Origin of the sequence: Mesorhizobium sp. M1396, from assembly GCF_040317725.1 — a bacterium.
GTDB lineage: Bacteria > Pseudomonadota > Alphaproteobacteria > Rhizobiales > Rhizobiaceae > Mesorhizobium.
This window is the reverse complement of sequence record NZ_JAMYLA010000091.1, coordinates 1-12,413: the sequence shown is the minus strand read 5'-3', so window position 1 is coordinate 12,413 and position 12,413 is coordinate 1. Positions and strand designations below refer to the sequence as shown.

The window sequence follows — 12,413 nt, the reverse complement described above, 5'->3', positions numbered from 1 at the left end:
TCCGCTAAACACGGGGGCTGCGCGACGGACACCCCGACGTCACCGCGATGCCACGCCATTTTTGCAGAACTTGACGCACACAACTCTGCGCGCCATTTGAAGAGCCGCGAGAGCGGCAATCTCGTTGGGGCAGCGATCGGGTTTCTCCCGTCCGAGAATAACCGCAGGTGGCTACTCGCTATCCTACGAGAGCGGCCGCGTTTGGCGCATTGTGGAGAGTGGTACCCGCGAAGAGCCGAGCTCATTCTGCGGTCGCCTGCGAAGTTCGCATTCCAAACGATCTTCCGCGTGTAAAGTGACGGATTAGTTTATCCTCGTCCCTATCGCTATTAACGTGGACTGTAGATCATCACGCACGTGGCCGGGCATGCACAGCATCAAAAAGCGCCGAAGACGTGGACTCTGCGGATTGTCAAAAAGGTCCTCAGATCGTCCTGCCTCTACGACCCGGCCTCCCCGCGTGCTTGGACTTGCGGCATGCATGCTACTACTGGTGGGATTCATAGCCGGTCGAAGGGGCCTCGAATATCCTATGATACAGATCTTCGCCGTAGCTTGTCTGCAACGGCTCAGCCTCACTCAACTTGAAAGTTCGTGAGCCATCCGCCTGCCTTTCGGCACGCAGGAATTTCACGCCAGGCCGTTTCGTGTCGTGAAGATCATGTGCAAACTCGTACAGATGCGTGACGAAGAAGACCGTGATCCCTCCTCGGTCAGCGCATTTACGATTTGGGTTACGATCTGCGATCCCTCTCTTTCGTTCGTCGCGGCAAACGACTCGTTGAACAGGACCATTGAGCCGGATGCCATATGATCCACGATCTCGCTCATTCTTCGTCCAGCTTGCCGCTCTTCATCGTGGCATCCTCCCCGCGCTTGTAGTGTGTGAAGACGCCATCACAGACACTGCCGCAAAAGGCCGCCGGCACGAACATGCCGCATTGCATCATCAATTGCGCAAGGCCAACCCCGCGCAGAAACGTTGACTTGCCGCCCTGGTTGGCGCCGGTGATGACGACCATGTTCTTGTCGTCCGCATCCAGATCATTGCCGACGACCCGCTGCCCTTTGGTAAGAGCAAGGCAGATGTCATACAGACCGGCGAATGTGTGCCTGTGCACGTCGGACAGTCGAAGGCGATTGCGCCATTAGTTAGAGACAACTAATATGCTGACTTGTTCGCGGTCGAGAGGGCCGCCTGCATGTCGGATCGACCTGCCTTAGCGCGTGATACAGTCGTGCCCGCCACGATGCCGGTCCCCATTTGCCTTGGCCTCGCCCCTCAAGCGCTCTGGGTAGAAGCATTCCAAACCGATGAGGATATCCGCCAGTACTGGCGAGGCTATGCCCTTGGGGGCGCGGTGTGCGCCGTTTTGCTGATCATCGAGCTTCTGGCAATTCACCTGCTGCTCTGAGCCTTTGAGGATCTTGCTGAGATCAAAAAAGCCCGCCTGTGGGAAGGCGGCAGGGCCTGGAGTGCTGGGATCAACCAGGGTCAACGAGCGGCGGAGGGGTTGGTTGCGCTCGTCGTTCACTGGCATGTTACCCTCTCACACCTCAATGGCATGCTAAATGGGCTTTAAGGACGCGGTGCGGTCCGGACGGGAGATGGGGGCATCACCCGCACGCGCCAGGCTCAGGCGGCTACCGCGTCCGATCCATTTCTCCTGTCCCGCAGCGCCGGCCAATAGGGGACTGGAGCCCTGCCGGGAGGATGTTCGAAGCCTTATGACGAAGCTGTCAGAGGAATGTCAGATGTCAGAGAAGTCACAATGCAGCCTCGCGTTTTTCCGGACGGGAATCCTTGCTTTTAAGTTACCCCGAGACAGACATGAATCGATGCTCGCTAAGAGAACTGCGATTGCTCTGCTCTCCTGCCTGGCCATATCGGGCTGCGGTATGGCCAAAGCTGCGAGGGAAACCGGGCAGACGTTCGACGAGTATGGATGCCTTGCTCGTGACTTCAAAGGCCAGCCGCCTTGCGAACCTGACAATGCCGCAGCGCCCTGACGGGGGAGGCAGGGCACGGGCCACCAGGCCTTTTTCCGTGCGGCGCTCCGCCGCTCGTAGAGGAACCTTCCGAGGGGGGCGGATGGATTCACGAGGTCAAGTTCGACGGCTATCGATCGCAGATCGTCTTTGACGCCGGCAAGGTCCGCATCTTCACCATGAACGGTCACGGCTGCCCGCGCTCGGTGGATGACGACGAACGGCTACCAATATCTTCTTGCTGAGCCCGCCAGGCGCTGCTCTACGACCCGATCAGTCGCCTCAAATAGTAAACAGCATCCAGAGTTGTACCAACCCAATCAAGACGAGGAGACCTACCGTCAACGGGGCGAACAAATCTGTCGGGACCTCGGCGGCGTACCTCGCGTGGTGGGTTTCCAGTTTCGCCTCGATATAGTCTTGGTTGAGTGCCTTGATCTCCTGGAGAGTTGACCTTCCTGCGAGAGCGCCGAAACAGGATATCTTAAAAACTGACAAGGCTAGCGCCAGTTTTGCTGAAGCTGGTGCTGTGTGAGCGAAGCTGAATATCAGAAACAAGTTCGCGACCGAGACAGCGAATGTTATGCCCATTACCGACATATAGTTGCCAAGTCGAGTATTCGTCAATGCGACCTCGATCGTACTCCTATGGTTCTGCATCGCGCAGCAGAAAATATAACGCGCGACTTATCTTTTCCGCAGCCTCACGCCAGCGCCGCCGCCATTCTCGGGGATGAACTCGACGCCGGCCGATGATGGCAACGAAAAAGCCCGTCACCGTGAGGCAGTGGCTTGATCGTTTCGTGTGCGGAATGATTTCAGGGAGTCAGTTCGCCTTCTACCGGATCGTCAGGGAGAAATGGGAACGAAACTGCGCACCCTCTCGGGATACATGCGGAATGAGCGCCCGCCATTGGCGTCTTCGGTCTTGAACACCAGGATCATATCCCCGTTCGCTGTGTCGACGGTCGGGATGATGTAGTCCAGGGTCACAGCGCTCTCCATGTAATGGCGAATATTGTCTTTCATAGTCCGATCCTCGCAATCCCCGGCGCGATGATCGTCGCCTCATCGCAGTCGCGGCCGGTGTGTTGTCAATCATCGCAGAGATAACCAGTGCCTTCCGCAGTGCGCTTCATTAGTGTTCCGCGCCCTAAAAATAATCCGAAAACCTGCGGGATGACGTCTTTGTTGGTGCGGGGCGTGGAGTCGACCGGGTCTTGAAGTACCCCTTGGCCTAGAGTTGGAATGTGATTTTCGGGTCGGCACCAGACAGGTTACGATGCGTCTTCAACGAATGAGGAGGAGACGATGAAAACATTCCTCACAATGGCCGCCGCGCTGACCCTGTCCGTATCCGCTGCCCATGCCGATTGCCCATATCACGAGAAGGTACAGGCATCGGTCGAAACGCAGAAAACAGCGAGCGTCGAGAAGGCCGATATGTCGAAGGCTGCGGACACTCAAACTATAAAGAAAGAAGTGCCGGCAAAGACCGAATAGCGGCGCGCTTGCCGGATCCCTCGCAGGCAGTGTGCGGTCTCGGCCCAGCGTACTGCAGATGGCCGGCCCGGCTGCTAGTGAAGCAGCGTTGCCTAAAGTCGCGCCGGCCATTTGCCGCTCTTTGAGGGATGACCAGCGTGCAACTTCTTGCGTCGCGATCCCCAAACAGTTCATTTATATCACAAATGATCTTCAAACAGATCAGACTCCTTGACATTAATGGAGGAAAAGATGCTTATGCGTATCAAACCAGTCTGGGAAACGCATAAGTATCACCATGCCATCGGAATCTGCGGCCCTGCTTGAAATAGGTCACCTGCTGAAGCAGGCGCGGCTTACCGCGTCGCTGACGCAGGAGCAGGTCGCCGACATGGCCGGCATATCGCGTCCCCGATATCGCGACATCGAAACGGGCGCAGCCGCGGCACGTGCGACCACCCTGATGAACATCACCCGCGCCCTAGGCCTGGAAATGATGCTGATCCCACAGTCCATGGTTCCTGCCGTCAAGTCCTTGCTGCGGCCGCATGACGACGATCTCCCCGCCTTTGTTTCCCAACCCGACGAGGATGATCGTCCCCCGAATGTTTAAAGCACCCAAGGCCATCCCCTCCCTTGACGTGCTGCTGAACGATCTGAAGGTCGGAACGATCGTCAGGACGCCAGGCGATTTCAATGCGTTCAATTTCGACGACGCCTATCGAGCGACCGGGGGCTTTCCCATCCTTAGCCTTTCTTTCCGCGCGGCGGCAGGAGGATTGCGGAAGGATCCAAAGCCTCTTGCCGGGGCCTTACCTGCATTCTTCGCCAACCTTCTTCCAGAAGACAAACTGCGCGAAGCGATGGAGAAACACCACGCAGGCAATGTGCGCGCAGGAAACGATTTTGATCTGCTGGCCGCGCTGGGTGCGGATCTTCCCGGCGCCGTGCGTGTCTTGCCGAGCGATGCCACGACGGCGGTTGCCGAGGATGCCTCAAAGGATAGGCCAAAAGCCCGGTTCTCGCTCGCGGGCGTACAGATGAAACTCTCTGTGATGAAGAACACCGGCAAGGGAGGTGGGTTGACCTTGCCTATGGGCGACGAGCAAGGCCAGTACATCGCCAAATTTCCATCGTCGGCGTTCCCCGGCGTCTCTGAAAATGAGTTTGCCAACCTAGCGCTGGCGGCGGCGATCGGCATGGACGTGCCCGAGCGCGAGCTTGTCGAGAAATCCGATTTCGAGGGAATTCCCGAGGAGTTCGACACGCTGTCGGACGGCAAGGTTCTCCTCGTCAAACGCTTCGATCGCGTCGCTGGTCGTGAGCGCGTCCATATCGAGGATTTCGCGCAGGTTTTCGGTGTCTATCCCTCGCGCAAATATGAGGGCGCCGCATATCATGACATTGCCTCAGCCATGAGCGCGGCCGTCTCGCCGACGGCCGCGCTCGAATTCGTGCGCCGTCTGGCGCTGACGGTCATCACCGGCAACGGCGACATGCACCTCAAAAACTGGTCGCTGATCTACCGGGGCACGGGCGACAAGCCAGAGCTTGCGCCAATTTATGACGTCCTGTCGACCGTGCCCTATAATCCCGCCGACTCGATGGCGCTCTCGCTCGGCGGCGAACGCTCCTTCAAGGCGCTCGCTGCCCCTCGATGGAAGGCGTTGGCCAACCGTGCAAGGCTGCCAGAGCCGGCCGTGCTGAGGACGGTGATCAAGGTCGTCGAGCGCGTCAACGATCATTGGTGGAGCCTTCCGGAACGGGCCGTTATTCCGGAGAAGGTGCTCGAGCGGATTGATGAGCATGTGAAAACGATGACCCCGATACTCGGCACCTGTGCCGCATAAGGAGGGGAATCGCGGCGATGGGATGGATTTCCTTTACTTGCGCAGATCGATTTCCGAAATGAAGGCCTCGCCGATATGTAGCCTGGCGCTGTAGCGGCCGATGTAGCTCGTCGTGCGCTCCTTGGCCGCCCGCATGTTACCGTCCACCTCCTGGATCGGCTCCTCGAGGATAGATTTTGCCGAGGAAATCCAGCCCAACGCCATATCGGCCACGCACCCGTTCGATGCCGCTGGGAGTTCGCATCGGATGCAGCACGCCGATACTGCTGTCTGGAAGACATGACGAGGAATGCGTTGATCAGCTAAGACACGATGCCAGCCGAAATCACCGATCTTTCCATTGGCTACCGGCGCCTGTGGCTTGGCAAGTTCGCCAATCCGGTGACGTGAATGGAGGCGCGCGCTCCGCAGCCCGATCTCGCGCAACCTCTGGCGTTGACCCGGATCACAATGCCCGACTGCGCTTCCCATCGGGCAATCTTCCTCGAGATCGGCGCGCCCTGGGCTGTGGGATCGCGTTTCCGCAATGTCCGATGCCGAGATCGCGGCACATTTTGCCGTTCCGCGCCAGCATCTCTATTACATCATGACGAGGCCGGCGCGTATCTCGGCATGGTCGAATTGTACAACAGCAGCGCCCTGTTCCCCTCCTTGATCGGCCGTGGCTTCGGCAAGCGGCTGATGGCCGGCGCGCTGGATCAGGCATGGCGCTTCAGCCCCGGCCGCATGTGGCTGCACCCCGTTGTCGTCCTCGGCTTCCTTGCCCTCCCCGGCTGTTTCTTTTCCCGCATCCCTCTTGCCGTACCCGGCGGCGGCCGGCTCATCCTCTTCGACCGCTTCTTCGTGTGCGCTGTCGTCGAGGTTTGGCGTGTCGGCGGCGGGCGGCGACGTTTCCTGCAGATCGATCGCGCGACGCGCTCGATCACCTGGCTCAATCTGGCAATGATCCCTCCTCCTGCTCCGTTTCCTTGAGCGACCAGATCTTCGTCAGGATGTTTGTCTGGTAGGCCGGGATGTTCTGCGCCAGTTCGCTAACCTGCGATGCGGCAATGAAAGAGAACAGAGCGAGTGCCGCGAAAGCACCGAGCACACTGACGATGACAGCGGGAAGGCGGGGAATGCCGACGCGCTTCAAAGCCGACACCACGGGCGCAAGCGCGAAGGTCAAAAGCAGCGCAATGGCGATCCGCAGGAACACTTCGCGCCCGAAATACAGCGCCGCAACCGCTGTCCCGATGATAGCGACGCTGGGCAATGAGGTGCGCGGACGGGTGTTGGCTGCGGAAAGAATGCCCGCCAGGCCGAGCTCTAATGGGTAAATGCCGTTTCGACGATTTGCCGCCATTGATACCTAGCGTCGCCAGCCCACCATGATCATTTAGCTGGCGTGCAACGTCAGCAGCTATACGCGCTTGCAGGTTCCGACCGAACGGTCCGACTGGCACGTTGTCGTGACGCGCCGGTTCGATTCAATTCGGGACACGAAGCCGGCAAGTGTGTAACAAGGGCCGAACGGGAGGCGAAGGCGCCTTCAGATCGGCTTTGAGCTTGGTGGCGGCCAGCCGCTCCTTCTATCAGACCTTCAAGGTCGACCCCGACGAGACACACGGCGCCCTGCTTTATGCGCTAGGCGACGGCCAGTGGGACATTCCGGCACTGCGCCTGCTCCTGGAGACGATCATCCCTGAGAAGACTGCCATGGACGTTAGGCCAGGATAGGCCCTAATGGTCCCGCAGGGAGGTAGACCATGACAAAAGTGCGTGACGTTTCGTTTGGGGCCCTTGCCGCATTTTCCGCAATGTTGGGGTTAGCCGGCAACGTGGATGCCGAGGATGCACTTCCGACAATCGTCACCCTCGGCGACAGTTACATCAACAGCGGTGGAGTAGCTCCCACTGAGAGCTTTGCGACCAAGCTAAAGTCTGGGCTGAACGCTGCCGGGCACCCAGTGACAATTGCCGAGGTGGGGTACACGGGGACCAGCAAACGGGGTCTCGCTTGGCTGGCGGAATCCAAGGAGGGCCTTGACCTGCAGGCGAACCCTGCAAACCACGTTGTCATCGTTGAACTGGGTCAGAACGATTGCGCTCGTATCGACCTGGATCATACGCGCGCGAACCTCGACCAGATTCTGACTATCCTCGACCAGAAGCGCGTTCCCGTGCTGGTGGTTGGAACCGCGGCCTATGACTATTGCTCGTCTATGCTGTCTGCTGGGCAGGGGGCTGACTATGCCGAGCCCTTTTCAAAGATGTTCTCCGAGCTGGCGACCAAGCATGGAGACTTGCTCTACGCCGACTTCAAGGAGGGCGTGACTGGGCATCGGGAGTTGCTGCAAGCGGACAACGACCACCCAAATGCAGCGGGCGATGCGATCATCGTTAGAAACATGCTCCCTATGGTTGAGGCGCTGCTCGCGCAGGTGCAACAGCGTTGAACACCCGTCTGAAGAACCCCTTTGCACGTACATTAGCTTAAGCACATATTAATGCAGCAGGCGAAGTACCCCGTACCGGTTTAGGCTCAGCGCCAGCCCCTCCACCCTCGACGCCGGGCCGCTAGGGCCAATATGGCAGACTCGGTGGCCTTAGCTGTCTTGCCGCCGCTTCCTGTCGCGAAAGTTGAGAAGATCAACCAGATCGTCGGCCTCATCGATGGGCATGTCGATCAATGGAACACCCACCTCGACAACAGGCATGCCGGTGAACATGTCGATGATGTCCCACGTGCCTTCAGGCGTTTTTACCATATTGTATCGCTGCGTCATCGGGGGGCAGAGTGTTTAGCGCTGTGATTGTGTGTCGTCCCGCTTGGCATCGGGTCCTGTGCGGTCAATTCATCAACCAATGTAGCAACGTTGGGCGGCAGATCAGGTTCGAACCGCCAGTTGAGGAGCTTGCGCAGGTGCCGGCGGAGGACTTCCGTGCCCATCCAACGCCGCACGATTTCGGCAATAGCCTTCTGCCTTGAGCGATCAAGTTCTGTCATGTTCGGGGCTTTCGGAACATGTGCCTACACGCCGAACCCAACCGGGACGGAATGGTTCCTGGCAGAAAGTTGGCCCGCCAAAGGGCCTGCGCGATGGATGGACGAAGTTTCGGCGGGCCAAAGGCATGTCTCTTGGCAGCACCGGAAACGTTCCGACCTATTGGCGTCGACAGTTCGTAGCGCTCGCCACGCCAAAAAGGCCAGTGCAAGCGGCGCGAGCACGACACGGTCGCTCGTCTCGGCGGCGACGAGTTCGCCATTGTGCAGACCGATATTCATCGCCAGTCAGTGCCGCGGTCCTGGCAGGTCGTCTGGTGGCGGCAATGCAGGAGCCGTTCGAGGTCTGCGGGTGCACGGTGTCCATCGGCACCAGCATTGGGATATCGGTTGCGCCCGATGATGGTCTTTCGTTGGACGAACTCTTGCGGAAAGCCGACCTCGCCCTTTACGCAGCAAGCATGGTGGACGCGGTGCGTTCAACTCTTATGCAGGCAAGGCAGGTTAGCCTTTGGAGGCGAGCCACTTAGCCCCAGCCGTCTTGCGCCGTCCGGCTGTGTCCTTGTCGGCGCTGGTCACCTTCGTCGATGGTAGCGGTGCGGCACTCGAGGCCGGCCTGAAAGGCAAGTTGGACGGCGCCTCCGAGGAATTTGTGATCGGTTACGACCGCCAGGCATACGGCGTGATCGTGACCTGTATCGGTATAGACGCCGGCCGAGGGCGTCATCTGCGGCGGCACCCGGCCATAGACGGTCAGGTTCTGCACCGCCCTATTGTCGTTGAAGGCGAAAATGTGAGCAATTGCAAACTGGTAGCATTCATCGCGTTTCCCCCCAGCGGCGCTTATGGTCGCGCGCCGACCCCCTGACGTCTCAACGACATTATGCTCGTGTCTCTCGCCCTCCATTTCTTATTACTTTTTCGCCTTAAACCCGGCAAAGGGGAACCGTTAGTCTGAGCTAAAGTATACTCGCTCCCAGCAGTTTCTCTAAGTGAGTATTGACTAAAATACAGAACATCCGGGGATCGTTCCCAGAACCAATGCGGTTCCATAGGACCTTTGCGCCGATAAAATAAGACTTTGGTCAGGCCTCCGATCAATAGAAGGTGGGGGCGCAATTCCAGGAATAGCCGCGAGCATTGACGGCCGAGGACTATGCTTCTGTTTAGCTCGATCCACTCTCGATCAACACTACGAGGTCAGGATGCCTCAACGCCAGCTCCAACCATCGTGGGTTAAACCGGCTGGCGCAGCGATTTCCCAAAAGCTGCCGTCGAGGGAGTCACATCAACAATCCGGAGCTGACCCGTCGCGGCTGGCAGAGTCAAGGCAGTTTCGCTCTGCGGATTTTCGACGGAATACGGCCAATATCCTTGGCGCGCATTATTCAGCGCCGCCGCGCGCCCACGCCACTCGTCAGCGAACGCTTGAATGGATCAAAGCAGGGCTAATCGACGGTCAGCCAGTTGGACCGACCGCGTGTAGTGCCCTCGATGGCGGGCGGGTGACACAAGCGGACTGGAGCCGCTAGTCGCCCAAACGCCCCGCGGTCAGCGCACGCGCATAGATCTTCCGGTCCATAAGTGGCAGCTCGCCGGTCGCTTCCGTCGCAGCAATGTAGTTGAGCATCAACTGCTGAGCTTCCTTGGACTGATCCCTCACCAGAAACTCAGCATGCTCGAGCTGCAGGCCCTCTTCCAGCGGGAGCGAGCTGCCAAAGTAGATGGATCGCTTGATCGCCCCAAGAGATTGCTTGGGTCGGCGGCTCAGATATTCTGCGCGTTCTATGGCTCGTGCAAGCACCTCGTCCTGAGGAACGACCTCGTCGACTGCGCCAAGCGCGAGGGCTTCTGCTGGCGTGAACGGCTTGCCTTCGAGAATGGCGGCTAACGATCGCTGGGCGCCAATTAAGCGAGGTAGTCGCTGGGAGCCGCCACCGCCTGGTGTAAGCGCGAGTAGGACTTCGGAAAGGCCGATGACAAAGTCACCGTCCGCCATGATACGCAAATCACACGCCCAAGCGAACTCCGCGCCAACGGCAAGCGCTGAGCCATTGAGTGCCGCGACAAAGATAGTGCCGCTTGCATTCATCTTCAGGAAAGTCGCGTGAAAGCTATCGAGCTGCAAAAGCGTCTTGAGTCGCGTCATTCCCGCAAGCGTTCTAACGATCGGGATTCTATTGATGAGTCTCGCCATGCGAGTGACAATTCCGGCGATGCGCGTGTTGATCGGCGGGAACCCGATACCACCCTGTTGGAGCCACGTAACATCAGAGTGGCTCAAGAATCGATCGGGGTGCGTGCCAGTGAAGACGACTGCATGAATGTTCGGGTCACGGTCTGCGCGATCAACGAGCTCTTTTAGTTGCTTGGTAAGCGCAGCATCGAACAAGGCATGCGGTCCTCCATCGATACGAGCGACGAGTACCTTGCCGTGCTCTTCAACATCGATATGACCATGGGTCCCTGTCGCGGTTTTTCTGGAATCTGAGGCCATCGCTGTCTCCAAACGCTGGAACTCTTACCAGCGACGTGTTATTGCATGGCAATCACTTATATACCTTACGATAATAATGCAATGGTGGAAACGCAGGAGCAGACATGCGCTACGAAAAGGGCCGGAAGGAGGCATCCAAGCGCCGCATCGTGGAGATTGCAGCGCAGAAGTTCCGCTCCGACGGCATTGCCGCCACCGGACTAGCCGGCATCATGACCGAGGCCGGCCTGACCAACGGGGCTTTCTATCCGCACTTCAAATCGAAGGCGGCGCTGGTCGGCGAGAGTGTGTCGGCGGCGCTGGAAGAACAGTCACAACAGATTGCGGAACTGCTGGTCGCCGGCGGGCCTGACATGGTGATCGACACCTATCTGTCGGCTGCGCATCGGGACAACCCCGGCATTGGATGCGCATCTTCGGCATTGCTGTCCGAGCTCGGCCGTGAGCCAGCCGAGACGCGTCACCTCTACACCGAGCATGTACGGCCCCTGGTGCATCAACTGGCCGATCAACTCGATCCACAGGTTGCCGACCGGGAAAGCGTCGCGATGGCTGTCTTCGCAACCCTTATCGGTTCGCTGCAACTGGCCCGGACGGTTGACGACGCAGAACTGTCCGACCGCATCCTGACGGCGGGGGCAGAGGCAGCACGTACCCTTGTTCGACCACGATAATAGAGGGCATCGCCTTGAAAGTACGCTAAACAACGCTTAGGGAGAACAAACGGTGATTCTTGTCGGGCAGAACCTGCCTTGAAAGAGGCACCCGAACTCGCTCGCTTCTTACAGTCGGTCGGCGGCCACCGGAACGAGCAAGTAGCGCCATGAGCGGATATAGGCCGTCTTGCGTTCCAAAAAAGGGAACTGCTATTTGACCTTGATGACCACCTTGCCCTTGGCACGTCCTGTCTCGACATAGGCCAGAGCCTCATTGGTCGCTTCGAACGGAAAGATACGATCGACAACCGGGCGGATTGCTCCGGATTCGATGAGCGACGTGATCTTGCCCAGCTGATCACCCTGCGCCCACATGAAAAGAAACGAAAACCCCACGCCCCGGCGTTTGGCTTTGGTCCGGATACCGCGGCTCAACAAGCGTAGTATCAGCCTCAGCACGGGGTTCAGTTCCTTTTCCCGGGCAAAGTCGGGATCCGGCGGACCGGAGATGGAGATCAACTTCCCACCCGGTTTCAGCACATTCAGGGACTTTTCAAGCGTTTTGGCGTCCTGGCTGTTCAAGACGACATCGTAGCCCGACAGGACTTTCTCAAAGTCATCTTTCCTGTAGTCGACGACGACATCGGCGCCGAGCCCCTTGACCAGATCGACACTTGCCGCGCTGGCGGTGGTCGCAACCGTCGCGCCGAGGTGCTTTGCCAGTTGGATGGCGAATGTCCCCACGCCGCCGGAACCGGCTTGAATGAAGACCTTCTGGCCCTTCTTCAGGTTTGCCCTTTCGATGAGCGCCTGCCAGGCAGTCAGACCGACCAGGGGGATCGAGGCCGCCTCTTCCATGCTGAGATTGTTGGGCTTCAAGGCCACGTCGGCTTCATCCATGGCGATGAACTCGGCGAATGTCCCGATCCGGCCATCGCGCGGCCGCGCATAGA

Annotated in this window: 16 protein-coding genes and 2 pseudogenes; 8 read left to right on the top strand and 10 right to left on the bottom strand. The window is 58.7% G+C overall.

Features of this window, described 5'->3' with window-relative positions; genetic code table 11:
* Positions 1-630 precede the first annotated feature (630 nt).
* The 4 genes from NKH02_RS32760 to NKH02_RS32745 all read right to left on the bottom strand — a co-directional run bounded on the left by NKH02_RS32760 (position 631) and on the right by NKH02_RS32745 (position 3,018).
* Positions 631-831, bottom strand: coding sequence for a P-loop NTPase family protein (locus NKH02_RS32760; protein WP_352869802.1), 201 nt, complete (start codon positions 829-831; stop codon positions 631-633).
* Positions 828-1,121 carry a MutS-related protein gene (locus NKH02_RS32755; protein ID WP_352883915.1) on the bottom strand — a complete coding sequence of 98 codons (294 nt, stop codon included), beginning with the start codon at positions 1,119-1,121 and terminating at the stop codon, positions 828-830. Before NKH02_RS32755 ends, NKH02_RS32760 begins: the two co-directional genes overlap by 4 nt.
* A gap of 99 nt (positions 1,122-1,220) precedes the next feature.
* Positions 1,221-1,541, bottom strand: coding sequence for a hypothetical protein (locus NKH02_RS32750; RefSeq protein ID WP_352883914.1), 321 nt, complete (start codon positions 1,539-1,541; stop codon positions 1,221-1,223).
* Positions 1,542-2,838: 1,297 nt separating this feature from the next.
* Positions 2,839-3,018 (bottom strand): hypothetical protein, encoded by a 180-nt coding sequence (locus tag NKH02_RS32745; RefSeq protein ID WP_352869797.1) that lies wholly within the window; start codon positions 3,016-3,018, stop codon positions 2,839-2,841.
* A 282-nt stretch (positions 3,019-3,300) separates the two neighbouring features.
* Between NKH02_RS32745 and NKH02_RS32740 the strand changes: the two genes are divergently transcribed.
* From NKH02_RS32740 to NKH02_RS32730, 3 genes are all read left to right on the top strand, one after another.
* Positions 3,301-3,492: a hypothetical protein gene (locus NKH02_RS32740; protein WP_352869795.1), complete on the top strand. Its 192-nt coding sequence runs from the start codon at positions 3,301-3,303 to the stop codon at positions 3,490-3,492.
* Positions 3,493-3,769: 277 nt separating this feature from the next.
* Positions 3,770-4,084 (top strand): helix-turn-helix domain-containing protein, encoded by a 315-nt coding sequence (locus tag NKH02_RS32735; protein WP_352869871.1) that lies wholly within the window; start codon positions 3,770-3,772, stop codon positions 4,082-4,084.
* Positions 4,077-5,321 carry a type II toxin-antitoxin system HipA family toxin gene (locus NKH02_RS32730; RefSeq protein ID WP_352869793.1) on the top strand — a complete coding sequence of 415 codons (1,245 nt, stop codon included), beginning with the start codon at positions 4,077-4,079 and terminating at the stop codon, positions 5,319-5,321. The genes NKH02_RS32735 and NKH02_RS32730 overlap by 8 nt, the downstream gene beginning before the upstream one ends.
* Positions 5,322-5,354: 33 nt before the next feature.
* Here the strand turns inward: NKH02_RS32730 and NKH02_RS32725 are convergent, their stop codons facing one another.
* The gene (locus NKH02_RS32725) at positions 5,355-5,534 is read right to left on the bottom strand and encodes a hypothetical protein (RefSeq protein ID WP_352883913.1); all 180 of its coding nucleotides are present in this window, start codon (positions 5,532-5,534) and stop codon (positions 5,355-5,357) included.
* A gap of 177 nt (positions 5,535-5,711) precedes the next feature.
* Between NKH02_RS32725 and NKH02_RS32720 the strand changes: the two genes are divergently transcribed.
* A complete protein-coding gene (locus tag NKH02_RS32720; RefSeq protein ID WP_352883911.1) occupies positions 5,712-6,293 on the top strand; it encodes a hypothetical protein in 582 nt (193 codons plus the stop codon).
* Here the strand turns inward: NKH02_RS32720 and NKH02_RS32715 are convergent.
* The gene (locus NKH02_RS32715) at positions 6,253-6,666 is read right to left on the bottom strand and encodes an AI-2E family transporter (RefSeq protein WP_352883910.1); all 414 of its coding nucleotides are present in this window, start codon (positions 6,664-6,666) and stop codon (positions 6,253-6,255) included. The genes NKH02_RS32720 and NKH02_RS32715 overlap by 41 nt on opposite strands.
* Positions 6,667-6,869: 203 nt before the next feature.
* On the opposite strand from NKH02_RS32715, the pseudogene NKH02_RS32710 reads away from it, so the two are divergent.
* Positions 6,870-7,025 (top strand): annotated as a pseudogene (locus tag NKH02_RS32710) (histidine kinase); the annotation flags it as partial.
* Between the two features lie 44 nt (positions 7,026-7,069).
* Positions 7,070-7,759 (top strand): GDSL-type esterase/lipase family protein, encoded by a 690-nt coding sequence (locus NKH02_RS32705; RefSeq protein ID WP_352883909.1) that lies wholly within the window; start codon positions 7,070-7,072, stop codon positions 7,757-7,759.
* 150 nt (positions 7,760-7,909) lie between these two features.
* Here the strand turns inward: NKH02_RS32705 and NKH02_RS32700 are convergent, their stop codons facing one another.
* Positions 7,910-8,071, bottom strand: coding sequence for a hypothetical protein (locus NKH02_RS32700; protein ID WP_352869784.1), 162 nt, complete (start codon positions 8,069-8,071; stop codon positions 7,910-7,912).
* A gap of 364 nt (positions 8,072-8,435) precedes the next feature.
* Here NKH02_RS32700 and NKH02_RS32695 point away from each other — a divergent pair, with 364 nt between their 5' ends.
* A complete protein-coding gene (locus NKH02_RS32695; RefSeq protein WP_352869782.1) occupies positions 8,436-8,837 on the top strand; it encodes a diguanylate cyclase domain-containing protein in 402 nt (133 codons plus the stop codon).
* Between the two features lie 164 nt (positions 8,838-9,001).
* Here NKH02_RS32695 and NKH02_RS34640 read toward each other — a convergent pair.
* Both NKH02_RS34640 and NKH02_RS32685 read right to left on the bottom strand, forming a co-directional pair.
* Positions 9,002-9,082 (bottom strand): annotated as a pseudogene (locus NKH02_RS34640) (spore coat protein U domain-containing protein); the annotation flags it as partial.
* 753 nt (positions 9,083-9,835) lie between these two features.
* A complete protein-coding gene (locus NKH02_RS32685) occupies positions 9,836-10,804 on the bottom strand; it encodes an enoyl-CoA hydratase/isomerase family protein (protein WP_352869780.1) in 969 nt (322 codons plus the stop codon).
* 104 nt (positions 10,805-10,908) lie between these two features.
* Here NKH02_RS32685 and NKH02_RS32680 point away from each other — a divergent pair, with 104 nt between their 5' ends.
* The gene (locus NKH02_RS32680; RefSeq protein WP_352869778.1) at positions 10,909-11,478 is read left to right on the top strand and encodes a TetR/AcrR family transcriptional regulator; all 570 of its coding nucleotides are present in this window, start codon (positions 10,909-10,911) and stop codon (positions 11,476-11,478) included.
* Between the two features lie 192 nt (positions 11,479-11,670).
* Here NKH02_RS32680 and NKH02_RS32675 read toward each other — a convergent pair.
* The coding region (locus tag NKH02_RS32675; protein WP_352883907.1) for an NADP-dependent oxidoreductase at positions 11,671-12,413 on the bottom strand (743 nt) is incomplete at its 5' end.

Coding starts and splice junctions, on each gene's coding strand:
- NKH02_RS32700 (WP_352869784.1), bottom strand. CDS start 8,071: ATGGTAAAAACGCCTGAAGGCACGTGGGACATCATCGACATGTTCACC.
- NKH02_RS32715 (WP_352883910.1), bottom strand. CDS start 6,666: ATGGCGGCAAATCGTCGAAACGGCATTTACCCATTAGAGCTCGGCCTG.
- NKH02_RS32680 (WP_352869778.1), top strand. CDS start 10,909: ATGCGCTACGAAAAGGGCCGGAAGGAGGCATCCAAGCGCCGCATCGTG.
- NKH02_RS32695 (WP_352869782.1), top strand. CDS start 8,436: ATGTCTCTTGGCAGCACCGGAAACGTTCCGACCTATTGGCGTCGACAG.
- NKH02_RS32740 (WP_352869795.1), top strand. CDS start 3,301: ATGAAAACATTCCTCACAATGGCCGCCGCGCTGACCCTGTCCGTATCC.
- NKH02_RS32720 (WP_352883911.1), top strand. CDS start 5,712: ATGGAGGCGCGCGCTCCGCAGCCCGATCTCGCGCAACCTCTGGCGTTG.
- NKH02_RS32760 (WP_352869802.1), bottom strand. CDS start 831: ATGAGCGAGATCGTGGATCATATGGCATCCGGCTCAATGGTCCTGTTC.
- NKH02_RS32685 (WP_352869780.1), bottom strand. CDS start 10,804: ATGGCCTCAGATTCCAGAAAAACCGCGACAGGGACCCATGGTCATATC.
- NKH02_RS32745 (WP_352869797.1), bottom strand. CDS start 3,018: ATGAAAGACAATATTCGCCATTACATGGAGAGCGCTGTGACCCTGGAC.
- NKH02_RS32705 (WP_352883909.1), top strand. CDS start 7,070: ATGACAAAAGTGCGTGACGTTTCGTTTGGGGCCCTTGCCGCATTTTCC.
- NKH02_RS32750 (WP_352883914.1), bottom strand. CDS start 1,541: ATGCCAGTGAACGACGAGCGCAACCAACCCCTCCGCCGCTCGTTGACC.
- NKH02_RS32730 (WP_352869793.1), top strand. CDS start 4,077: ATGTTTAAAGCACCCAAGGCCATCCCCTCCCTTGACGTGCTGCTGAAC.
- NKH02_RS32735 (WP_352869871.1), top strand. CDS start 3,770: ATGCCATCGGAATCTGCGGCCCTGCTTGAAATAGGTCACCTGCTGAAG.